Source organism: Acinetobacter sp. SH024, assembly GCF_000163635.1.
GTDB classification, from domain to species: domain Bacteria; phylum Pseudomonadota; class Gammaproteobacteria; order Pseudomonadales; family Moraxellaceae; genus Acinetobacter; species Acinetobacter pittii.
Genome location: NZ_GG753600.1, coordinates 25,301 through 47,421, shown reverse-complemented (window position 1 = coordinate 47,421; position 22,121 = coordinate 25,301). Strand labels below are relative to the sequence as shown.

The following is a 22,121-nucleotide window of genomic DNA, read 5'->3' as shown; positions in this document are numbered from 1 at the left end:
CCTTTAACACCGAGTTCAATAAGGCCATCAATGAGTTCAGCGGGTTGTCCTGCGGTACCGAAACCACCAATCAGAATGGTTGCACCATCTTTAATCTGCGATAGAACCTCGCTTAGTGAGGACTTACTTTTGTCAATCATTAGACAACTCCATTGTGCTCATTGAAGAAGAGAGAGATAAGAGAGTTAGGCACACTGAGGCGAGAAGAATAGATAAATATTTCACTCAATCCCGAGTGTTTCCCTTAGATTTCCCTTTTAAACATTTTTGATAATTTTCGTATTTTGATCTAGTAAGCTAGATACAGTTTTGTTCGGTATAAATATATTTTGTTCGATGATCGAACATTATCTAAGTAAATTACTCAACTAATCTTATAGACTTGGGATGTAAAAAAACATTAATTCTTATAAATAGATATGTAGAAATGAAATATTTACTTAGGCTATTTTACAATTAAAACTACAACCTATTATTCAATTTTTATCTTAAGACTGTGATTGTAAAATTAAACGTGCAAGCTCTAAATCATCTGGATAGGTAATTTTAATATTATCAGAACGCCCCATTACAACCTGCACAGTTTCACCCATATATTCAAGTGCACTTGCCTCATCGGTAATAGCAATATTATTTTCTAAAGCGTATTCAATTGCTTTTTTGAGTTTACCGATTTTCGTAATTTGAGGGGTTTGCGCTTGCCATAAGAAATCACGGCTTACTGTTTTATTAATATGATTATTTACTTCAACCTGCTTTAACGTGTCACGAACAGGAATCGCTAAGATAGCACTCTCATTTGATTCAATTGCATTTGCAACAAGTGCATTTAAACATTCAATTGTTACACAAGGTCGTGCTGCATCATGCACAAGCACCCAATCATTTTCATCAGCAAAAGTTAAAAGATGATTTAATGCGTTTAATACTGAATGGACTCGTTCCACCCCACCCATACAAAAATGGGCTTTATCTATATCTTGAAATGCGAGGGTCTGAGCAAAGGTATCTTGGGTACCAATTGCCAGAACATAACCATTTAATGGAAGTTGACTTATGCGCCGAACAGTATGTTCTAAAACAGTCGTATTCTGAATATATTGATACTGTTTCAATTCAGTTTTAGAAAATCGACTTCCTGACCCTGCAGCTGGAATCACTGCCCATAATTTAGTCTGGGATATCTGGGGATGCAGGTGTCTCATTCGTTTCCAAATCAACTTTAGCGTTCGGGTCAATATAAATAGGCTTGTAATGGGTACTAATTGTACTCATTTGAACAAATGTCTCATGTGGTTTAACTAAACCAAGATCAAGACGAGCATGTTCTTCTATTGCTTCTGTACCATTTTTCAGGTCAAAAACCTCTGCTGCCAAAATACGGTTTCGTTCTTTAAGCTCTTCATTTACTTCAGCTTGTTGCTGAATTTGTTGCATGAGAGCTTGATGAGGGAGATAGCCACCCTCACCTAACCAAAATTGATATTGCAGTATGGCTACTAAAACAATAACCAGTAGCAATATCAGTTTGCTTGAAGTGGATCGAAATACTTCTAACATATCATTAAGATTTTTAATTAAAAACTTTCGTTAAGAGATTGTATTGTATAGTAATTAAGAAGTAGCATGCGAAATTCCTGCAAAAATTTAAGCAAAATTATTAATGGGCATATTACTTTAATTGACCATTGTGACATGTTTCATTTTGTCAAAAATGAATGGAATTTGAAAGGGAAATAATATTTATAAGTACAACTGCTTATAAATCAATCTACGCACAAAAAAGCCCTCTTTTGAGGGCTTTTATAAATCGGTTACTTATGTGAGTATGTCTATATCAAAAATTATAACGAACACTCAGCGTTGCATTTCGTGGTGTTCCCCAGTTCATTGAGTTTTCACCAATACCTTCATAATATTTCTCATCAAAAATATTATCGACGTTAAATTGAAGTTTGATATTTTTATCTAATTGATAGCCAAGCATCGCACTTGCTAAAACATAAGCATCTTGCTCAATACGAGAGCTTCCACTACCCGTATAGTATTTACTCTTATAATTTAAGCCAAGCCCTGCACTCCACTGATTAAGTTTGTACTTAACAAATAAATTTGAAGTTGTTCGAGAGTTTGTCGTATTAACCTTCGTACCCTTTGCATCTTTTGCTTCAAAATTAGCAATACCAAAGTTAATACCCCAATTATCGTTAATTTCCCCATCAGCTTCAAACTCAAAGCCTTTACTTTCAACCCCATCTACAGCGCGATAGGCCTGTTCTGTAGTTTGTGTACCATTACGGACAATAAATACTCCAGGTATCAATTCAGCAAAATTAGACTGTTCTATTCGAAATACTGACAATGCTGTATTTAAACGCCCTCCAAACCACTCACTTTTTAAGCCAGTCTCATAACTCTTACCTTTAATCGGGTCAATATATTGATCATTTACATCTTTACGATCTTGAGGTTTGAAAATTTCTGTATAACTCGCATAGACAGAATGATCTTGGGCAAAATCATAAATAGCGCCAATATATGGTGCTAATTCATTGTTAAATTCACGGTTACCTTTATCATTTTCAGACTTGTATTCCCAGTTAGATAAACGTGCACCAGCAATAATTTTCAAAGGATCGAGAATTTGAAATTTACCCGCAATATATGCAGCAGTTTGTGTGGTTTCATTGAGTGCATTTTTGCCGTTTAAAACAACAGGCTGAAGCAACTCTTGAGCTATATCATTATAGTTAAGCGGACCACCTAAATATTTTTCAATGTCTTGGTTTTTGTTAGATCCACCAAAAAGATCTTTGGTCTTTTCATTCTTATTCCAAGATCCGCCAATAATGATTTCTTGTGGACGATTAAAAAGCGTAAATGGGGCATTAATAAAAACATCAATATTGTTTTCTTCACTGGCAGCTTTGGCTCCATATACAGAAACATTATCCTTTTTATTATCATCTATATTTTTTAGTGGACTGGTGTTAGTTGCCTTATCTACTTTTCCAGCTGTATATAGCAACATAGAGTCCGTATCTTCTTTGCGGAAGGTATAAGCAACATTTAAATTAACGTCATTAAATAAATTCTGTTTTAAGTTCGCAAACACTGCCGTTGTATTCACATCCCAATATGTCCAAGGCGCACTTACTGTTAAGCTTCTAGAAAAATTGGTACGGGTCCCATCAGTATAAAAAGCTGGTGTACCACCCCAGCGGATACCATCACGATGCAATTCTTGATATGTAGCTCCAAGCGACATACTTGTTTTATCGCTCAGATCATAATCAAGGGCACCATAAAATACATTCCGTTCTTTCTCATAAAAATCCATAAATGAATTTTCATCAGAATGCTTCACAAACATACGTCCACGCAATGAACCATCAGCATTAAGCGGTGCAGAAATATCTGCCGAACTACTCCAAGAGTTCCATGAGCCTAATGATGTACTGACATTACCACTAAGTTCTTTTGAGTTTGCATGTTTACGAATCATGTTCAGCGCCATCGCTGGATTTCCCGCACCTGTGGTTAGGCCATTAGCACCTTTCACCACCTCGACGCGATCATAAATATCTAAATCAAGGTCCCCTGTACCTAAATTAATCGTGCTCGGTATTCCATCTATTAAGTAATAATCTACCTCAAAACCACGCGCATAAACTTTCTGACGCTCATCAGTACGTGACGTCGAAACACCCGTAATATTGTTCATTAAATCTTGAAAAGAATCGATTTTCCGATCATCTAAATATTCACGGGTTAAAACCTTCACCGACTGTGGTGTTTCACGAAGAGATAAATTTAATTTTGTAGAAGTATTTGTGCTTTTTGCTGTATAGCTGCCCGAACCTTCGGTAACAGCGGAATCTTCTTCTGCTTGCACTTTTATCGTTTCTAAAGTGGCTGTTCCATTTGTCTCATCTGCATAAACAATTGAAGGAGCAATTAAAGCCATAGCAAGTGCTAAGGGATAAGATGTAAACGCTTTTCTAAAGGGCGGAGTGTACATAAGAAAATTCCATAATAACCAATGTGCTGTGCGAGATTCCTTAGCCTTTTGCTACTTTGGTCCTTGTTACACAGCAGCAAAAGTCGGCACAAAAATTAACATGAATGATAATTGTTATCAACAATATATTAATAATTATTGCTATTTGTTTAAATTAAATTATCAATGGTTCTAATCACTTATATATTTTCACTCTCTTCAAACCTTGTTTGGTCATCACATCTTTTAAATTTATTGCTCTTTCAATTAGCCAATAAAATGTCATGCAATAGTTTTATGATTAACTCAAAAAATAACAAACTAAACAGTATTTTCTTTTATATTTTATTATTCTTCTCAAACCTCTTAAGAGAGAATAAAAGGTACAAGTTGTAGTGCATAAAGTTTTAGCATTTTCTTTAGTAAGCTTAGGTTTGAGCGCTTGTAATAACCATACTGATGATAGTCCTTCAAAAATAATTAATATGAAGGATAACCATAAGCAACATGAAAAAATTAATACTTATATATATGAATATAATGAAATTATTTGCAAATTAAATACAGAACAAGACCAAACAACTGCTCACTTAAGATTTAAAAAATTATTGAAAAAGATACCTTCTAACGAGAACAACCTAAATATTTTAAAAACTAAACGCAAAATACTTGTACATTTAGGTTGTCTTAATGAAGCATATAGTGTTACCGAAAAAATACTAGCTAAAACAGATAGTTCAAAGCTACAAGAGATGCAATGTATTTTTTTAAGCAAAATGAAAAGAGACCCTTATCAAATAAAAGAATGCTATGAAAAAACTGCTAATAGTTATTTAACCGAGATAAATTTGATCCCAAAAGCTGCTTTAAGATATCAATATGCTTTATGGGGATACTATGCAGCGATGTTCAATGCTGGCCATATAGAATACAAAGACAAACTCCAAGAAATTATTGACTATCATAATATTGAAGATCACAAAAAAACATATCAGCAAATGTATAAAAATATTATGGATCCTCATGCTTTTCAAAAACGTTTAGATGCCATCCCCTATACCTCTAATTGTCGTTAAACTATCTTATTAAATATAATAAATTTTTGATTATTAATCATATTCATAGTCATAGTCATAGTCATAGTCATAGTCATAGTCATAGTCATATCTTTCTTAAGGAGAATTTATTTAATAATAAGAAACCACCCACAAAGTATATCTTTTATATTTTTTATCTCTCATGTAAATACAAGCTCATATAAAGTAAAAGTACTTTTTAATAGATCTACTTTGCAATAAATCAGCTTGGTCACGCTATCAACAGTAAACTCCTTCATAAAGAATTATTTGAAATAAATTTATAAAAAGTCACATATATTTCGAGCTTTTAACCAATAACTACCTAAAAAGTATATTTTTTTATTTTTTACTTTGTTAAGAATTTATAAGGATCTCTTCTAACTATTTTAATAAGGAGAAAAAAAATGGATTTTTTTAATATTTTCATTGGTGACACGACTTGGAAATTTGTTTTAGAAATTTTGGTTCGATGTACCGTAATGTTCATCATCATTATTAGTTTTTTAAGATTATCCGGTAAACGAGGTATACGTCAGCTCTCCCTTTTTGAACTCGCCATTATTTTATGTTTAGGTTCAGCCGCCGGTGACCCGATGTTTACCGAAGACTTACCTATTGCCCATGCCTTCGTCGCGTTTGTTGTTATTCTTTTTCTTTATCGCTTTGCTACATGGAGTATGGTAAAGCATAAAAAAATTGAAGATTTACTAGAAGGAAAAGCGCTTTGTATTGTTAAGGATGGCCTTGTAGTCTACAAAGATTTCCAAAAACAATCATATTCGCATGATGAGTTTTTCTCAGAAATGCGTCAACAAAATGTTGAGCACCTTGGACAAGTAAGAACAGCCTTGTTGGAGTCGGACGGTATTCTCAGTCTGCTTTATTTTGAGGATGAAGATGTAAAATGGGGCTTGCCACTATTCCCTGATGCCTACATTAAAGCCGATGTACTGAAACTTAATACTTTTTATTCATGTATGAAATGTGGTGAAACAAAAATTTTAAATAAGATCGATCAAGAATGTACCCGCTGTAAACATCACAGTTGGGCTGAGTCTTTAAAAACACGCCGATTAGGATAATAAATAAAGGTGCTATTTCCTATTAAAAACAGAAAATAGCACCTTCAAATGTTAAAAAATTAATTTTAACTTTTTATTTAAAGATTAGTTTAAACCTTTAAATTCAGCTTTACCGCGGTAAGCAGCTTTAGTCAATTCTTCAATACGAAGTAATTGGTTGTACTTAGACACACGGTCAGAACGGCAAAGTGAACCAGTCTTGATTTGACCAGCAGCTGTACCTACTGCTAAGTCAGCAATAGTAGAATCTTCTGTTTCACCAGAACGGTGAGAAATAACAGTCGAATAACCATTTGCTTTAGCAAGATAGATTGCATCTAAAGTTTCAGTCAAAGTACCGATCTGGTTGTATTTGATTAAGATTGAGTTACCAACTTTTTCATCAATACCACGTTGTAAAATCTTAGGATTAGTTACGAACAAGTCATCACCAACCAATTGGATTTTATCACCAAGGATTGAAGTCAAGTAGCTCCAGCCTTCCCAATCAGACTCATCAAGACCATCTTCGATTGAGATAATTGGATATTGATTTACAAGACCAGCTAAATAATCTGCAAACTGATGGCTTGTAAATGCACGGTTACCTTCACCTTCTAAAACGTATTGACCGTTTTTGTAGAATTCTGAAGATGCGCAGTCAAGTGCAAGCATCATGTCTGAACCAGCTTTGTAACCAGTCAATTCAATTGCTTGTAAAATGATTTGAATTGCTTCTTCGTTAGAACGTAAGTTAGGAGCAAAACCACCTTCATCACCCACCGCAGTATTCAAACCTTGTTTCTTTAAAACTGATTTTAAAGAATGGAATACTTCAGCACCAGCACGTAAAGCTTCAGCAAATGAAGTGAAACCTACAGGCTCAATCATGAACTCTTGAATATCAACAGTGTTGTCCGCATGCTCACCACCATTTAAGATGTTCATCATCGGTACAGGCATTGTCAAAATTGTTTGACCACGAAGATCTGCGATGTATTGGAAAAGAGGAAGTTTCTTTTCTTCAGCAGCAGCGCGCGCAGCAGCCAATGACACAGCTAAAGTTGCGTTAGCACCTAATTTCTCTTTGTTTTCAGTACCGTCAAGCGCGATCATTGTATTATCAATGTCTTTTTGCTCAAAAACTGATTTACCCAACAAAGCATCACGAATCAACGTATTAACGTTATTAACTGCTGTACGAACGCCTTTACCTAAGTAACGCGATTTATCACCGTCACGTAGTTCTAAAGCTTCACGAGAACCAGTTGAAGCACCAGATGGTGCACATGCACGACCAACAACCCCAGATTCTAAAATTACGTCTGCTTCGATGGTTGGGTTACCACGAGAGTCCAAAATTTCACGTGCACGAATGTCAACGATTTGGCTCATGAACAATTCCTCTTTGAATGAATATGAGCTGCGGTTAAAGCAGCGTAAGGGTTATAAAACAACTCAATGGGTGTCTAACTTTTTGAATCCTTTAACTAAAGTATCCAATTCTTTGATTTGTGCCAAGAACGGTTCAAGTTGCGACATACGTAATGCACAAGGTCCATCACATTTTGCATGTTCTGGGTCTGGGTGTCCTTCCAAGAACAATCCAGCCAAACCAGTTGCCATTCCAGCGCGTGCTAAAGTTGTAATTTGAGCACGACGACCACCTGCTGAGTCAGAACGACCACCAGGGGTTTGTAATGCATGTGTCACGTCAAAGAAAACTGGCACATTCATTTCTTTCATTGTGTCAAAGCCAAGCATATCTACAACAAGATTGTTATAACCAAATGCTGAACCACGTTCACAAAGAATAAGTTTGTCGTTTCCTGCTTCTAAACATTTGTGCAGGATATGGCGCATTTCATGAGGTGCTAAAAACTGGGCTTTCTTAATATTAATAATAGCCTGTGTTTTCGCCATCGCCTCGACAAGATCAGTCTGACGACTTAAGAAAGCGGGTAATTGAATAATATCGGCTACTTCTGCAACTGGTGCAGCCTGATATGGCTCGTGCACATCAGTAATGATAGGAACATTAAAATGTTTTTTAATATCACCTAACCATTCGATACCTTTTTCAAGTCCAGGACCACGGAATGAATGCAGACTAGAACGATTTGCTTTATCGAAACTCGCTTTAAATACATAAGGAATATCTAAGCGTTTGCAAATATCAACATAGGTTTCTGCAATTTCAAAAGCTAAATCTTTTGATTCAAGTACGTTCATTCCGCCAAATAATACAAATGGCAAATGATTTGCCATTTGTATATCGCCTAAACGTACAACTTCTTGTGGTTTTAATTGTGACATTTAAACTTTCCCAGTTTATTTAAAATCGCATTATTTACTTTTTTGATGCTGTGTTTTTGCAGCGTCAATAAAACTAGCAAATAATGGATGTCCATCACGTGGTGAACTTGTAAATTCCGGGTGGAATTGTACAGCAATAAACCAAGGATGTTCAGGAATTTCTACAGTTTCAACTAAATGTTGTGCTGAAGAGTAACCTGAAATCTTCATACCAGCTTGTTCAATCGACTCGATGAAACGGTTATTCATTTCATAACGGTGACGATGACGCTCAGTGATTTCAGCTTTACCGTAGACTTCACGTGTTTTTGTGCCTTCAACCAATTCAGATTTTTGAGCACCTAAACGCATAGTTCCACCTAAGTCAGACTCAAGGCTGCGTTGTTGTAATTCACCGCGCTCATCTAACCATTCAGTAATTAAACCAATGAGTGGATATTTTGTAGAACGGTTAAATTCTGTAGAAGAAGCTTCTGGCATACCTGCAACATGGCGAGCGTATTCAATAACAGCCAATTGCATGCCTAAACAAATACCCAAGAATGGGATTTTGTTTTCACGTGCGTATTGAATAGCTTTCATTTTGCCTTCAGTACCACGTTCACCAAAACCGCCTGGAACTAAAATTGCGTCAGCTGTACTTAAAATAGATACGTCTTGGCTTTCAAGTTCTTCAGCGTTGACATAATCAATTTGTACTTTTACGCGATTTTTAATACCTGCGTGTAATAACGCTTCATTCACAGACTTATAAGCATCTGGTAATTCAACATATTTACCAACCATAGCTACACGTAAAGTGTATTCAGGATTTAGTAATGCTTCGACTACATTATCCCAATCTTCTAGATTTGCTTCTGGAAGATCATTAAATCCAAAACGCTCACAGATCAAGTCATCAACGTTTTGTTCATAGAATGTACGTGGAATTTGATAAATCGTTTTCGCATCTTTACATACCACTACAGCACGCGCTTCTACGTTAGTGAACAATGCAATTTTGCGTTTAGTGTCAACATCCACATCATATTCAGTACGGCAGATAAGAATATCTGGCTGAATACCAATCGAAAGCAACTCTTTTACAGAATGTTGAGTTGGTTTTGTCTTAAGCTCTGCTGCAGATTTGATATATGGCAACAAAGTTAAATGCATAAGCATGGTTCTTTTATGACCAAGCTCAACCATTAACTGACGAACTGACTCCATAAATGGAAGTGATTCGATATCACCTACCGTACCGCCAATTTCTACGATAGCAACATCGTAGCCTTCACCTGCGCGAAGTACGCGTTCTTTAATGTTGTCAGTAATATGAGGAATAACTTGAACTGTACCACCAAGATAGTCACCACGACGTTCTTTATTTAAAACGTCCTGATATACACGACCACTGGTAAAGTTATTAAGTTTGGTCATTTTCGCACGACGTAAGAAACGTTCGTAATAACCCAAGTCTAGATCAGTTTCGGCACCATCCTCTGTGACAAAAACTTCACCATGTTGGAAAGGGCTCATTGTCCCTGGATCGACATTAATGTAGGGATCCATTTTAACCATTGTGACTTTTAAGCCACGGGCTTCCAAAAGTGCAGCAACTGAAGCAGCAGAAATACCTTTACCTAGCGATGAAACTACACCACCAGTGACAAAAATAAAATGGGTCATTAAGTTTCTCGTACAATCAAGCCGAAATCGGCCTACAATGTTTGGCAATTTTACTGTACTCTGCCCCTATAAAGCAAAGTCAAACCGCATCAATTCAAAGATCATTAAACAACTGGCTATTCTATCAGCATTTTTAATAAAAATTTAGGTCAATCTCACATGATTTTTTCATTCTCTTTTGCTGTTATAATGCCAGCTCCTCAATTAAATGTTGTTTAGGACAATGGCAAATAAAAAACTTTTAATCTGTGCTGCAATTGCTGCTGGACTATTGTTAACCGCATGTGTCAAAAAAGAAACACCTAAAGAAGAAGAGCAAGAAAAGGTTGAAACTGCTGTTTCAGAACCTACACCTGCTGAACCTGCAAAATTTGAGTCTCTAGAAAGTGTTCAAACTGAAGAAGCTCAAACTCAGGAACCAACGCAAGTTGAGGTGCATCACGAAGAAACAGCAAATACAACAACTGAAATTCGCCGTGAAACTCGCCCTGCACAAGCTGAGCAAAATTCACAAACAAATGTTTCTGAGCAACCTAAAGCAGAACCAAAGCCAAAACCTGAACCTAAGCCCGAGCCAAAAGCAGAGCCAAAACCATCTAAACCAGCTGAACCAGCTCAAAGTGAAGATGATGCTGTTGCTGCTGCAATTGCGGCTGCTACTCCAGCGCTTAAGAACTAAGTTCGTATGCGAATATGCCCAAATTGAACCATCAGTTTGGGCTTTTTAAATATTATTTAAGTTATCAACACAATAATAAGTTTTACTTTTCTTTCTATTTATCTTTAAAGTTTTCTTAGTTATCAATTAGGGACAATCTACTTTTTTCACTTCAAAAAACATTGACGATAGATATAGGGCGATGTAGTTTTTGATCAAGTTCCTTTTTGGAACTTTAATTAAAAGAAGATTGGAGCCTAGAATGAATACAGTATCAAATCGTGTCCCCGCCTCATTTCCAGTCCGTCGTATGGACTATAATTTTGAAAACGTACCTCGCTACTGGTGTAATAACGAGCCTACTTTTACACATTATTTTACTGGTTTATCTACATTGTTCCCTGAAGGTGAATCATATTTTGTTCGCTCTGTTCGAGCTTTACGCGCCAAAGCAAAGTCGAATGAAATTTTAGATCGGGAAATCAGTGCTTTTATTGGCCAAGAAGCTATGCACTCTAAAGAACATCATGCTTTTCATGTAAGTGCACAGCAATATGGATTAGATCCTCAGTCTTTAGAAAAAGTAACTGGCATCGTTTTAAAAGCTATTGAAAAAGTTTTTAGTAAAAAATGGAATTTGCTTGTAACAGTAGGTCTAGAACACTACACAGCAGTACTTGTGGTTAGCATGATGCAATCCGTTAATGAATTGATGACAGACTCAACTATTCGCAATTTGTGGCTATGGCATAGTATTGAAGAAACTGAACATAAAGCTGTGGCCTTTGATCTCTATCAACATTTATATGGAAGCGGCTTAAGTGCATACCTTCCTCGCATTACAGTCTTTACTTTAAGTCTATTTTTAATTACAGGCTTTTCAACAATCTATCAATTTGTTCTTATGAAACGGGATCATCAACTCTTAAATTTCAAATCTTGGCGTAAGTTCTTTAGTTTTGCGAATAAACAATATAGAACATTGATCCCCCAATTTTTTGATTATTATCGCTTTGATTTTCATCCCAACCAAACAGATGAAAAAGACCTCGTGGCTAGCACAAAAATCAAAATTGGACTAAAAGATCCCAAATTGCTTTTATCTTGATCTAATAAAATTATAAAGCCCATCTATTGAATGGGCTTTATTTAACTTATTGCAAAGTTACCGTTATTGTTTATGTTCAACCATAAAATAATTTGATATTAATTTGGCTGCCCATGAAGTACTTTTCCAACCTTCGTAAAAACCACAATGACTTCCTTTTTTTGTGGTGATTACCGCAATATTACTCATTTGCTGAATCGTTTCTTTGTAAGGCTCCAAATTTTTAATAGAGCAAACAGGATCATCCTCAGCATTAAGAATCATTAATGGTATTTTTACATTCTCAAATACATAAATTGGATTAATGGCTTGGCAATAACTTTGATAATCCTCAAAGCCAGCCATTTCAAAATATTCTTTCTCAAACTCTTCCAGACTTGTGGTCGCCAGAACTTTTTCAATAGAAGAAAGTTGGTTCCATGTATTTTGATAAGGATGAATAAAATACTTGAATAACTTTTTGGTCATCATTTTGCTATAAAACGGATGAACATTTTTAAAGCCAATCTCTGTGTTGTAGCCTGGACACATTGCAAAAGCAGCTTTAAATGGCGTGTCAGTACCTTGCTCTCCTAAGTAGCGAACCAGTAGCCCTGTTCCAGCAGAGGAACCTACGGCGTATAAATCCGATTTAGGGAATAATTTTTGAATATGCTCAAGTTGCTCTTTAAGATCGCTTGTTGACCCAAAAAGAGAAATCTGTGGTACAGGCATAGGTAAGCCAGCATGCCCACGGCGTAAGCATAGAGCTATTCTCCATCCTGTATAGTGATGTATATCTTTTACAAGTTCACGCATACTTTCAGGTGTCCCTGTAATGGTATGCATAATGACAACTGTTGGAATGTCTGAAGGAAGATCATAGCCATACCACGTGATCGCAGTTACGCCACCATCTTTCATGGTGAGCTGATCAATACGATCGTATTCAAGCTTAATGGTTTTTTTTCTAATAATATCAAAATATAAAAGATGCACGTGATTGTTGCTTAACCACGGTGTGGGCCGATATTTTTGCTTGAGCTGGGGCAATTTCTCCAGAATATCTTTTATTTTCCCATTTGGGTCATAATAGATTTTTGGCTGTTCGGCACCTAATACCGAATCGAACAATTCTGAACCGAAAGCTTTAATTTTATTTAAAGTAGATATGCCCATTTCCAATCACTACCTCTGATTATGAGTTAAATGATTGCCGCACTAATGCTGCAACCTGTTGTCCCCAAATTGCATAAATTTCCTTACTCGGATGAAAGCCATCACTTGCCATAGGCAGATTCATCGCTTGAAAATGCCCAATATCATATTGAACGAATCTAAATTGGTTTTGTGATTCTAACCATTTATCTAATGTCTGATTCATTTGTTCCGCATATTTTCCAAACAACCAAGCCAATGGATTTGGTAACGCTGGAAAATGCTGCATAGGTGGTACACCAGAAACAATAATGAGCTTAGGCTGAAAACGTGCCTGTATATATTGAAATAATTGTTTTTGTTGTTTTATCCATGAACTTGCTGAGGTTAATTTTGTTACATCATTAACACCAATCGACGTAACCACCACATCGTAATTTTGTTGCTCTAAATGCTGTACTGCTTGAAAAACCTGCTTAGTTGTATCACCTGTTTTTGCATGTAGTTTCCAGCGTATCGAATATTGATCTTGCAACTCAGAAATGATTGCACCAGATAAAGCATCTTTTTGGTTTTCTACCCCAACACCTGCTGCGGCAGAGTCTCCTAAAATAAGTAATGATAGAGGTCTTCCCTTGCCAACGATGCCTTCTCTATCACCGCTTGCTTCTAGCAGTCGTGGTGTATTCTTACGAACCTTTGTTCCTTGTACAAACAGTACTGGAAGCAATGCTAGAGTTGAAAGCTTTAACCACATTTTATTGATCTCTATCTTACCAGACTATTTACTAAAATTATTGAGGTTGAAACTTAGCAATTCTTATACCCATTTGTTCAGCCAATGCAGCTAAGCCACTCATTGGACGTATCATTACTTCAAAATCAATAATTTTGCCTTGTTCATTAAAACGAATCATATCAATACCTTTTAATGATTTACCACTGACATTCGCACTGAACTCAAGCACTACATTTTCACCGTCTTCTGTGTAGAACTCACGATGATAAGTAAAGTCTTCGAACACCTGAATCACATTGGTAAGAATGAAGAAAACAACCTGCTTTCCTTCATAAGGTTTGTAGGCAACTGGTGAGCGAAAAACTACTTCATCCGCCAACAAATCATTTAGCTCGGACAAGTTACCAGCCTGAACCATTTCATGCCATTTTTCTAAAGACTGTTTTGTTGTTTCGAGTGTCATTGTTTTTATATCCTATAATTTAACCAAAGAAGTAACGGGCATTTCTCTTTAAAAGAAATGCCCATAAAAATTTATAGTGTCGCTGCTAATTCAGCGCCTTGGCGTATTGCACGTTTTGCATCCAGTTCACCCGCCTCTTTAGCACCACCAATTAAATGAACATTTTTTCCATCTGTTTTTAATTGATCATACATTGCAGTAAATGACTCTTGGCCTGCGCAAATCACCACATGATCAACCTCAAGTACACTTGGTTTCCCGTCCACAGTAATATGTAAACCTTGGTCATCCACTTTGTCATATTGCACTCCTGCAAACATTTTGACCTGACGGTTTTTAAGCCCTGTACGATGAATCCAGCCTGTTGTTTTACCTAAACCAGCACCTACAGCAGCAGTTTTACGTTGCAGTAAATAAATTTCTCGTTCAGATGCCTCAACTTTTGGCTGTTTTAAACCACCTACATGTTCATATTGAGTATCGATTCCCCACTCTTCATAGAACTTTTCTGGATTTAAACTGCCACTTTCACCTTCATGAGTAAGATATTCAGCTGTGTCGAAACCAATACCACCCGCTCCAATAATGGCAACACGTTGGCCTACTGGCACACGCTCTTTTAAAACCTGTAAATAGCTCAGTACTTTAGGATGATCAATTCCCTCAAACTGTAATTGACGAGGTGTTACACCTGTTGCAACCACAATTTCATCAAAATTTGCTTGGCTTAATTCTTCGTAAGTTGCTTGATGGTTTAATACAAGTTCAATGTTTGGTCGCAATTCAATTTGACGACTAAAGTAGCGTAAAGTTTCGTAGAACTCCTCTTTTCCAGGAACTGTTTTTGCAATATTAAACTGACCACCAATTTGATGACTTGCTTCAAAAATTTTAACTTGATGCCCGCGATCAGCTGCATATACCGCAAAACTTAAACCTGCCGGACCCGCGCCAATAACAGCAATATTCTTTTTAACCTGAGCTTCTTTAAAGATCAGCTCAGTTTCATAACATGCACGCGGGTTTACTAAACAAGTTGCAATTTTCATTGAGAAAATATGATCTAAACAAGCTTGGTTACACCCAATACATGTATTAATTTCATCACTGCGGCCTTCACTTGCTTTCAAGACAAATTCAGCATCCGCTAACATTGGTCGTGCCATAGACACCATATCAGCATGACCAGATGCCAATACATGTTCAGCCATTTCAGGTGTATTAATTCGGTTAGAAGTAATTAAAGGGATAGAGACTTCACCTTTAAGTTTTTCAGTCACCCACGTAAATGCAGCACGAGGAACTTTGGTCGCAATTGTTGGAATACGTGCCTCATGCCAGCCAATACCTGTATTGATAATTGTTGCGCCTGCTTTTTCAATTTCTTTTGCAAGCTGAATCACTTCATCAAAACTTGAACCGCCTTCAACTAAATCAAGCATAGATAGGCGATAAATGATGATAAAATTTTCACCAACTAAAGCACGTGTGCGCTTTACAATTTCAATTGGAAAGCGGATACGGTTTTCGTAACTACCGCCCCATTCATCATCACGATGATTCGTTCGAGCTGCAATAAATTCATTAATTAAATAACCTTCAGAGCCCATGATTTCTACGCCATCATAGCCCGCATACTGAGCAAGTTTGGCGCAGTTAGCAAAGTCATCAATGGTTTGTTGTACTTCGGCAGAGCTTAAAGCTTTAGGCTTAATCGGATTAATCGGTGCTTGAATTGCTGAAGGTGCAACATTATTTGCCTGATAGGAATAACGACCCGTATGTAAAATCTGCATAGCAATTTTACCCCCAGCTTCATGGACAGCTTGGGTAATCACTTTATGTTTTTCAGCTTCTTCAACTGTATCTAGTTTGGTCCCGTGGCTAAATACAACACCATCATCATTTGGAGAAACACCGCCAGTTACAATTAACCCCACATCACCTTTCGCACGCTCAGCATAAAACGCAGCCATGCGCTCATATCCTTGCGGTGCTTCTTCTAATCCAATGTGCATCGACCCCATAAGCACACGGTTTTTTAAAGTAGTAAAGCCTAAATCAAGTGGCTTTAATAAATGTGGATAAGCTGACATATTTTCTCCTATGGCTAGCAATAAGCTTGCTAATGCAACTTGTTGCATAAATTTATAATCAAATTTTGACTTTTATGCAACATGTTGCATAATCTCATGAGTCACACTTTACTTTTGCTTACAAACTGGATTGCCATGTCACTTCCTCATGTTTTATTGACCAGCTTGCTTGAACGTCCAAGTACGGGGTTTGAACTTGCCCGTCGCTTTGACCGCTCAATGGGCTTTTTTTGGAATGCCACTCACCAGCAAATTTATCGTGAACTCAATAACATGCTTAAAAAAGGCTGGGTTTCCACTTTAGAAAATGAAATGGATAATGGCCGAAAAAAAACCTATCAGGTCGAACAACTGGGTCGTATAGAACTGGCTTCATGGATGACGCAACAAAGTGAACCTGCGCAGCTTCGTGATGATTTAATGGTTAGATTGCGTGCAGAAGCACAATTGAGCAATAATCAGATATTACCTGAACTGTTAAGGCATCTTGGTTTACATCAAGAGAAGCTCAAACTTTATCAAAGTATTTATGATAAAGATTTTAAAGACAGTGATGATCTAAATGACCGTGTGTTATACATCCACAAAATGATCTTAGAACTTGGAATTACGATGGAAAGTGAATGGATCAAATGGTTGGAACAAGTCATCCCTCAATTAAAACGCTTTGCCCAAGATAACCCATCTGGAGAATAGCCATGCCGTATTACACCATGCCCGATCGGGAAAATTTATTTGTACGCCGTGTTGGTCGTGGTGAGCCTGTTTTGGTTTTATCTGGCCTTGGCATGCAAAGTTGGCAGTGGCTACCGTTTATTTATGCAAACCGCAAAGAATATGAGTTTATTATTCCAGACTGGCGTGGTTTCGGTGGATCAAAGAATTGTGCAATTCCCGAGCAAGATGCCATTTCTAGTCATTGGCAAGATGTTGCTCATTTAATAGATCAATTAAAACTTGATAACTTTATCTTGATGGGTTATTCAATGGGCGCGACAACTGCCATGCATGGCATGAAACACGCTCAACTGGCACAGCAGTTAAAAGCCTATTTACATATTGATCAGACACCGAAAATATCAGTAGATTCGACTTGGGAATATGGTTTATTCGGCCCTCTTCACACCCAGTTCAAACAACTATTAAATGATATTTATCAATTATTGCTAAAGCATAAAAACGCCAAATATCTTTATGAGCTCTCACTTCCAGATCGACAAGAACTAGTCCGTCTATGGGTAGATTTTATTGAGTTACAAAGTAGCAATCCATTTAGTCCACTAGTTTTTAAAACAGCTTTAAAACAGCCGTTTCTACAAAAATATTTATTACCTATTCAACGTTTGGATTACTTGTTTTGGTATGTTGAAAATTATCTTTATCACAATGAAGATTATCGAGAAGCAATTCAGCAGTTAGCATGTCCTACCACTTTCTTTATTGGTCGCAATTCGACACTTTATCCAGAAACTGGTCAGACACTGATTGCACATAGCGTTGAGCATGCAAAAGCAATATATTTTGAACGCTCAGGCCATACACCTTTATTAACCGAGCCTAAAAAGTTTGGGCATGAAATCACTACATTCCTATCCGAACTCAAGCATGCTTCTTAAAAAATAAAGGGATCTATTTACAGATCCCTTTTTTAAAATCTAAAAATAATTAAGCGGAGTGAGCTAGCTCTTTCGCTTTTAATTGCTCCGAAACACTTAACAAAAGCTGCTCTGTTTTTCCCCACCCTAAACAACCATCAGTTACTGACTGACCATAAGTCATATCACAAGAAATCTTTTGGTTACCATCAACCAAATGACTTTCAATCATGACACCTCGAACTTGTGTTTTTAAACGTTCAGCAACGATTTGCTGTAAAACTTCTGGCTGACGCAACGGATCTTTCCCACTGTTACCATGACTACAATCAATCACCAGTGCAGGTAGATTTTGTTTGTACTTTTCGCGTATCGCCTGAATTGAAGCTAAATCGTAATTTGGCCCATGATTTGCACCCCGCAAGATCAAGTGAGGTAATGGATTTCCAGCACTCTGAATCACTGAAGGCAAGCCTTGTTGATTCATACCTAAAAATTGATGTTCATTTTGCGCGGATTGAATCGCATCTAGTGCAATCTGAATAGAACCATCAGTACCATTCTTGAAACCAATACTGTATGGCATATGACTTGAGATTTCACGGTGAATCTGAGATTCGCTTGTGCGAGCTCCAATTGCACCCCAAGCCAATAAATCATCAAAATAGCCAGTTGCCATTGGACTTAAAATTTCACTCGCAATTGGCAAACCCTTTTCAATAATTTGTAGGTAGAGTTCACGAGACTTTTCTAAACCAAGTTGTAAATTTGATGAACCATCTAAATTTGGATCATACATGAACCCTTTCCAACCAACTGTGGTACGTGGTTTTTCAATGTATGTACGCATCACGATAAAAATCTGATCTTTAACTTTTTCTTGTAATTTTTGCAGTTTTTCAGCGTATTCAAGTACTGCAACTGGATCATGAATTGAACAAGGCCCTGTAATTACCATTAGACGATGATCGTTGCCGTTAAGAATATTTTGAATAATTTGGCGGTGTTCGGCAATTTGACGTGCGAAAGAGTGTGCAAGCGGGTATTTCGCTTTTAACTGGATAGGTAAACTAACTGGTGTTTCTTTTGTATTGGTTTGAGTCAGTAAAGTATTTAGGGCATTCATTGGTTTTTTCCTTGGGACTGCAATCTACTCAGTCCGATCATTTATTTGAGCGTTTTGGATCTATTCGTTGGTAAAGGTAAGCAAAAGTAAAACCAATAAAAGTTGCTAAAGTACGAATAAGTCATGTTGTTCATTTTAAGTTCCTCGATTCTAAAAAGATAAAGCATAAAAAAACCTGATCGGGGTTGCCGATCAGGTATTAACTGTGATGGGCAACTTTCTCATGCCCGAATACGCTCAGGCAACTATCTAAATTGCCAAAAGTAATAATAAGCGTTAGTGTTCACAGATTGATTTAACATCTTTATCTCAAATATTAAAAAATGTTCCTTAAATCTAAAATACGCATTGTTGATGAGTTTGACAAGTCTTTTTTTTGAAAAAAACTTCTTATTTTCTCGCTTAAGATTTGATTCAATGATGCATTAACGAATCAACCCTTGAGGTTGCAAAATAATTAAACCAGCTCCACAAATCACAATTAGACCACCTAATATATCCCATCTTGTTAATCCCACCTGATCAACAAAGCGTAGCCACATAAGCGCAGTAAAAATATAGATACCGCCATAGGCCGCATAAATGCGCCCAGAAGCTGCCGGATGTAAAGTCAACAACCATACAAAGATAGCCAGACTTAAGACCGTAGGTAGCCACAGCCAAGCCGACTTACCCTCTTTTAAAATCAGATAAGGAAAATAACAACCAAGAATTTCAGCAATTGCCGTGATAATAAATAACCCGAATACACTGAGTATTCGGGTTATAGCAAGACTATCAATTAACATAAGTTATGCTGGTTCTGCCGTATGATGATCTTCAAACACTTCAAGTTTTAAGCCGACAGCTTTGCCATCTTCTTTTTTCACCGATACAGCCACGTTACCACCATGATCTGCAAGTTCACCAAACAGAATCATTTCAGCGAGTGGTTTCTTCAAGTGTTCTTGAATGAGACGTTGCATTGGACGAGCACCCATTAAACGATCATAACCATTTGTTGCTAACCAATCTCGTGCACTTTGATCGACATCAAGAACAACTTGTTTTTCATCTAATTGTGCTTGCAATTCTGTTAAGAATTTGTCGACTACAGACTCAATCACAGTAGTTGGTAATGCTTTGAATTGAATAACGCCATCTAGACGGTTACGGAATTCTGGTGAGAAAGCACGTTTCATCGCCTCTTGGTTATCAGAACTATGATCTTGTTCCGTGAAACCAATGCTCGCACGAGAAATACTTTCCGCGCCAATATTCGTAGTCAGAACAATAATCACATTTCTAAAATCTGACTTACGTCCATTGTTATCCGTTAAAGCACCATGATCCATGATTTGTAGCAATAGATTAAACACATCTGGATGTGCTTTTTCAATTTCATCAAGCAACAAGACACAATGTGGATTTTTGTGAATCGCATCAGTAAGCAAACCACCTTGGTCATAACCCACATACCCTGGAGGTGCACCAATTAAGCGTGAAACTGCATGACGTTCCATATATTCAGACATATCGAAACGTACAAGCTCTACACCTAATAATTTAGCGAGCTGCTTAGTAACCTCAGTTTTACCTACACCAGTTGGACCAGCAAAAACAAAACTACCCACTGGTTTATCTGGTGATTTTAATCCAGCACGAGATAACTTGATCGCTGAGCCTAATGCAGTAATTGCTTCATCTTGACCAAACACCACACGTTTTAAATCACGCTCAAGATTTTCAAGCACTGATTTATCATCTTTAGACACAGTTTTTGGTGGAATACGAGCAATCTTAGAAACGATATCTTCGATATTCTCGACGGTAATCAAGCTATCATCACTTTCAGCTTTCAAACGGCGTTGAGCACCTGCTTCATCAATGACATCAATTGCCTTATCTGGCAAGAAACGATCATTAATGAACTTAGCAGAAAGCTCTACAGCTGATACCAAAGCCTTATCGTCATATTGTACGTGGTGGAAATCTTCAAACTTAGTTTTCAATCCACGTAAAATATCAATCGTTTCAGCAATACTTGGCTCATTGACATCAATCTTTTGGAAACGACGAGATAACGCATGGTCTTTTTCAAAAACCTGACGATATTCTTGGAAAGTCGTTGAACCAATACAACGTAAAGTACCATTAGCTAAAGCTGGCTTAATAAGATTTGACGCATCCATTGTGCTGCCCATACTTGAGCCTGCACCAATAATCATATGAATCTCATCAATGAATAAAATCGCATTTGGATTTTTCTTCAATGCATTAAGTAATTGTTTTAAACGTTTTTCAAAGTCACCACGATATTTCGTTCCAGCAACTAATGCGCCAATGTCCAGACTATAAATTTCGGCCTGACTTAAAGGTTTAGGCGCCTTACCATTCACAATTAACCATGCTAAACCTTCGGCAATCGAGGTTTTACCTACACCTGGATCACCTACAAGCAATGGATTATTTTTTCGACGGCGGCACAGAATTTGTGCTGTACGCTCAATTTCTTTTTCACGACCAATCAGTGGGTCAGTTTTGCCTTTTTGCGCTTCAATATTTAGATTCAGCGTATAAAGCTCAAGTGGCCCTGCATTGCTTGTGCTAGTTTCACCTTCAATATCTTCAACTTCTTCTTCAACTTGTACTTCGTCTTTACGTGTCCCATGAGACAAGTATTGAGTCAATGTCAAACGATTGATTTGATGACGTTTAAGTAAATACACAGCAAAAGAATCACGCTCTGAATACATTGCGACCAAAACATCTGCACCTTCAACAGTACGATCGCCGCCACTTGATTGCACGTGAAAAATAGCACGTTGCAAAATGCGGTCGAAACTTTCTGTTGGATGAGGCGCTTGCTCGCTATTTTCGCCAAGCTTAGGAGTATGTTGTTCTACATATTCTTCTAATTCTTTACGCAAAGAAACTATATCAGCCCCGCATGCTTTTAATGCATTCACGGCTGAATCGTTGTCGAATAGTGCTAATAATAAATGTTCAACTGTAAGAAACTCATGTCTCTTTTGACGAGCCATGCTAACAGCCAAACGTAATGATACTTCTAATTGACGACTGAGCATGTAACCC

20 protein-coding genes are annotated in these 22,121 nt (G+C 37.1%); 6 read left to right on the top strand and 14 right to left on the bottom strand.

Features of this window, described 5'->3' with window-relative positions:
* From HMPREF0013_RS24260 to HMPREF0013_RS06175, 4 genes are all read right to left on the bottom strand, one after another.
* Positions 1 to 140 (bottom strand): CoA-transferase (locus HMPREF0013_RS24260; RefSeq protein ID WP_005802096.1); only part of this gene is annotated, 140 nt, incomplete at its 3' end.
* Between the two features lie 348 nt (positions 141 to 488).
* Positions 489 to 1,205: a 2-C-methyl-D-erythritol 4-phosphate cytidylyltransferase gene (ispD, locus tag HMPREF0013_RS06185; protein WP_005802095.1), complete on the bottom strand. Its 717-nt coding sequence runs from the start codon at positions 1,203 to 1,205 to the stop codon at positions 489 to 491.
* Positions 1,171 to 1,560 (bottom strand): cell division protein FtsB, encoded by a 390-nt coding sequence (gene ftsB / locus HMPREF0013_RS06180; protein ID WP_005069056.1) that lies wholly within the window; start codon positions 1,558 to 1,560, stop codon positions 1,171 to 1,173. The genes ispD and ftsB overlap by 35 nt, the downstream gene beginning before the upstream one ends.
* A gap of 277 nt (positions 1,561 to 1,837) precedes the next feature.
* The gene (locus tag HMPREF0013_RS06175) at positions 1,838 to 4,021 is read right to left on the bottom strand and encodes a TonB-dependent siderophore receptor (protein ID WP_002121081.1); all 2,184 of its coding nucleotides are present in this window, start codon (positions 4,019 to 4,021) and stop codon (positions 1,838 to 1,840) included.
* A 374-nt stretch (positions 4,022 to 4,395) separates the two neighbouring features.
* On the opposite strand from HMPREF0013_RS06175, the gene HMPREF0013_RS06170 reads away from it, so the two are divergent.
* Complete coding sequence (locus HMPREF0013_RS06170) at positions 4,396 to 5,076, top strand: hypothetical protein (RefSeq protein ID WP_002121071.1); 681 nt, start codon at positions 4,396 to 4,398, stop codon at positions 5,074 to 5,076.
* Positions 5,077 to 5,483: 407 nt separating this feature from the next.
* Positions 5,484 to 6,161: a DUF421 domain-containing protein gene (locus HMPREF0013_RS06165; RefSeq protein WP_002121037.1), complete on the top strand. Its 678-nt coding sequence runs from the start codon at positions 5,484 to 5,486 to the stop codon at positions 6,159 to 6,161.
* An 84-nt stretch (positions 6,162 to 6,245) separates the two neighbouring features.
* On the opposite strand, the gene eno is transcribed toward HMPREF0013_RS06165, so the two are convergent.
* The 3 genes from eno to HMPREF0013_RS06150 form a co-directional block, all read right to left on the bottom strand.
* Positions 6,246 to 7,535 carry a phosphopyruvate hydratase gene (gene eno, locus HMPREF0013_RS06160; protein WP_002121066.1) on the bottom strand — a complete coding sequence of 430 codons (1,290 nt, stop codon included), beginning with the start codon at positions 7,533 to 7,535 and terminating at the stop codon, positions 6,246 to 6,248.
* A 63-nt stretch (positions 7,536 to 7,598) separates the two neighbouring features.
* Positions 7,599 to 8,456, bottom strand: a complete 858-nt coding sequence (kdsA, locus tag HMPREF0013_RS06155; RefSeq protein WP_002121042.1) for a 3-deoxy-8-phosphooctulonate synthase — start codon at positions 8,454 to 8,456, stop codon at positions 7,599 to 7,601.
* 30 nt (positions 8,457 to 8,486) lie between these two features.
* Positions 8,487 to 10,124 carry a CTP synthase gene (locus tag HMPREF0013_RS06150; RefSeq protein ID WP_002121060.1) on the bottom strand — a complete coding sequence of 546 codons (1,638 nt, stop codon included), beginning with the start codon at positions 10,122 to 10,124 and terminating at the stop codon, positions 8,487 to 8,489.
* Positions 10,125 to 10,347: 223 nt separating this feature from the next.
* Between HMPREF0013_RS06150 and HMPREF0013_RS06145 the strand changes: the two genes are divergently transcribed.
* The gene (locus HMPREF0013_RS06145; protein WP_002121076.1) at positions 10,348 to 10,803 is read left to right on the top strand and encodes a hypothetical protein; all 456 of its coding nucleotides are present in this window, start codon (positions 10,348 to 10,350) and stop codon (positions 10,801 to 10,803) included.
* Between the two features lie 241 nt (positions 10,804 to 11,044).
* On the top strand, positions 11,045 to 11,890 hold the full coding sequence (locus tag HMPREF0013_RS06140) for a metal-dependent hydrolase (RefSeq protein WP_002121049.1): 846 nt from the start codon (positions 11,045 to 11,047) through the stop codon (positions 11,888 to 11,890).
* Positions 11,891 to 11,953: 63 nt separating this feature from the next.
* Here HMPREF0013_RS06140 and HMPREF0013_RS06135 read toward each other — a convergent pair whose 3' ends face one another.
* From HMPREF0013_RS06135 to HMPREF0013_RS06120, 4 genes are all read right to left on the bottom strand, one after another.
* Entirely contained in the window at positions 11,954 to 13,048 is a 1,095-nt protein-coding gene (locus HMPREF0013_RS06135; protein WP_002120895.1) for a YheT family hydrolase, read from the bottom strand.
* 19 nt (positions 13,049 to 13,067) lie between these two features.
* The gene (locus HMPREF0013_RS06130; RefSeq protein ID WP_002121091.1) at positions 13,068 to 13,784 is read right to left on the bottom strand and encodes an SGNH/GDSL hydrolase family protein; all 717 of its coding nucleotides are present in this window, start codon (positions 13,782 to 13,784) and stop codon (positions 13,068 to 13,070) included.
* Positions 13,785 to 13,821: 37 nt separating this feature from the next.
* Positions 13,822 to 14,229 (bottom strand): nuclear transport factor 2 family protein, encoded by a 408-nt coding sequence (locus HMPREF0013_RS06125; RefSeq protein WP_005073989.1) that lies wholly within the window; start codon positions 14,227 to 14,229, stop codon positions 13,822 to 13,824.
* A gap of 71 nt (positions 14,230 to 14,300) precedes the next feature.
* Entirely contained in the window at positions 14,301 to 16,325 is a 2,025-nt protein-coding gene (locus HMPREF0013_RS06120; RefSeq protein WP_005802091.1) for an NADPH-dependent 2,4-dienoyl-CoA reductase, read from the bottom strand.
* Positions 16,326 to 16,460: 135 nt separating this feature from the next.
* On the opposite strand from HMPREF0013_RS06120, the gene HMPREF0013_RS06115 reads away from it, so the two are divergent.
* Together HMPREF0013_RS06115 and HMPREF0013_RS06110 are read left to right on the top strand one after the other, a co-directional pair.
* On the top strand, positions 16,461 to 17,021 hold the full coding sequence (locus tag HMPREF0013_RS06115) for a PadR family transcriptional regulator (RefSeq protein ID WP_005069032.1): 561 nt from the start codon (positions 16,461 to 16,463) through the stop codon (positions 17,019 to 17,021).
* A 2-nt stretch (positions 17,022 to 17,023) separates the two neighbouring features.
* A complete protein-coding gene (locus HMPREF0013_RS06110) occupies positions 17,024 to 17,941 on the top strand; it encodes an alpha/beta fold hydrolase (protein ID WP_002120883.1) in 918 nt (305 codons plus the stop codon).
* Positions 17,942 to 17,990: 49 nt separating this feature from the next.
* Here the strand turns inward: HMPREF0013_RS06110 and HMPREF0013_RS06105 are convergent, their stop codons facing one another.
* From HMPREF0013_RS06105 to clpA, 3 genes are all read right to left on the bottom strand, one after another.
* A complete protein-coding gene (locus tag HMPREF0013_RS06105; protein ID WP_002121051.1) occupies positions 17,991 to 19,046 on the bottom strand; it encodes a 3-deoxy-7-phosphoheptulonate synthase in 1,056 nt (351 codons plus the stop codon).
* Between the two features lie 425 nt (positions 19,047 to 19,471).
* Entirely contained in the window at positions 19,472 to 19,834 is a 363-nt protein-coding gene (locus HMPREF0013_RS06100) for a YnfA family protein (RefSeq protein WP_002121013.1), read from the bottom strand.
* 3 nt (positions 19,835 to 19,837) lie between these two features.
* Positions 19,838 to 22,114, bottom strand: a complete 2,277-nt coding sequence (gene clpA / locus HMPREF0013_RS06095; protein ID WP_002121029.1) for an ATP-dependent Clp protease ATP-binding subunit ClpA — start codon at positions 22,112 to 22,114, stop codon at positions 19,838 to 19,840.
* Positions 22,115 to 22,121 lie beyond the last annotated feature (7 nt).

What these genes read in the sequence shown, in the direction of transcription:
- ispD (WP_005802095.1), bottom strand. Translation starts at nt 1,205, where the DNA reads ATGAGACACCTGCATCCCCAGATATCCCAGACTAAATTATGGGCAGTG.
- ftsB (WP_005069056.1), bottom strand. Translation starts at nt 1,560, where the DNA reads ATGTTAGAAGTATTTCGATCCACTTCAAGCAAACTGATATTGCTACTG.
- HMPREF0013_RS06175 (WP_002121081.1), bottom strand. Translation starts at nt 4,021, where the DNA reads ATGTACACTCCGCCCTTTAGAAAAGCGTTTACATCTTATCCCTTAGCA.
- HMPREF0013_RS06165 (WP_002121037.1), top strand. Translation starts at nt 5,484, where the DNA reads ATGGATTTTTTTAATATTTTCATTGGTGACACGACTTGGAAATTTGTT.
- eno (WP_002121066.1), bottom strand. Translation starts at nt 7,535, where the DNA reads ATGAGCCAAATCGTTGACATTCGTGCACGTGAAATTTTGGACTCTCGT.
- kdsA (WP_002121042.1), bottom strand. Translation starts at nt 8,456, where the DNA reads ATGTCACAATTAAAACCACAAGAAGTTGTACGTTTAGGCGATATACAA.
- HMPREF0013_RS06150 (WP_002121060.1), bottom strand. Translation starts at nt 10,124, where the DNA reads ATGACCCATTTTATTTTTGTCACTGGTGGTGTAGTTTCATCGCTAGGT.
- HMPREF0013_RS06145 (WP_002121076.1), top strand. Translation starts at nt 10,348, where the DNA reads ATGGCAAATAAAAAACTTTTAATCTGTGCTGCAATTGCTGCTGGACTA.
- HMPREF0013_RS06140 (WP_002121049.1), top strand. Translation starts at nt 11,045, where the DNA reads ATGAATACAGTATCAAATCGTGTCCCCGCCTCATTTCCAGTCCGTCGT.
- HMPREF0013_RS06135 (WP_002120895.1), bottom strand. Translation starts at nt 13,048, where the DNA reads ATGGGCATATCTACTTTAAATAAAATTAAAGCTTTCGGTTCAGAATTG.
- HMPREF0013_RS06130 (WP_002121091.1), bottom strand. Translation starts at nt 13,784, where the DNA reads ATGTGGTTAAAGCTTTCAACTCTAGCATTGCTTCCAGTACTGTTTGTA.
- HMPREF0013_RS06125 (WP_005073989.1), bottom strand. Translation starts at nt 14,229, where the DNA reads ATGACACTCGAAACAACAAAACAGTCTTTAGAAAAATGGCATGAAATG.
- HMPREF0013_RS06120 (WP_005802091.1), bottom strand. Translation starts at nt 16,325, where the DNA reads ATGTCAGCTTATCCACATTTATTAAAGCCACTTGATTTAGGCTTTACT.
- HMPREF0013_RS06115 (WP_005069032.1), top strand. Translation starts at nt 16,461, where the DNA reads ATGTCACTTCCTCATGTTTTATTGACCAGCTTGCTTGAACGTCCAAGT.
- HMPREF0013_RS06110 (WP_002120883.1), top strand. Translation starts at nt 17,024, where the DNA reads ATGCCGTATTACACCATGCCCGATCGGGAAAATTTATTTGTACGCCGT.
- HMPREF0013_RS06105 (WP_002121051.1), bottom strand. Translation starts at nt 19,046, where the DNA reads ATGAATGCCCTAAATACTTTACTGACTCAAACCAATACAAAAGAAACA.
- HMPREF0013_RS06100 (WP_002121013.1), bottom strand. Translation starts at nt 19,834, where the DNA reads ATGTTAATTGATAGTCTTGCTATAACCCGAATACTCAGTGTATTCGGG.
- clpA (WP_002121029.1), bottom strand. Translation starts at nt 22,114, where the DNA reads ATGCTCAGTCGTCAATTAGAAGTATCATTACGTTTGGCTGTTAGCATG.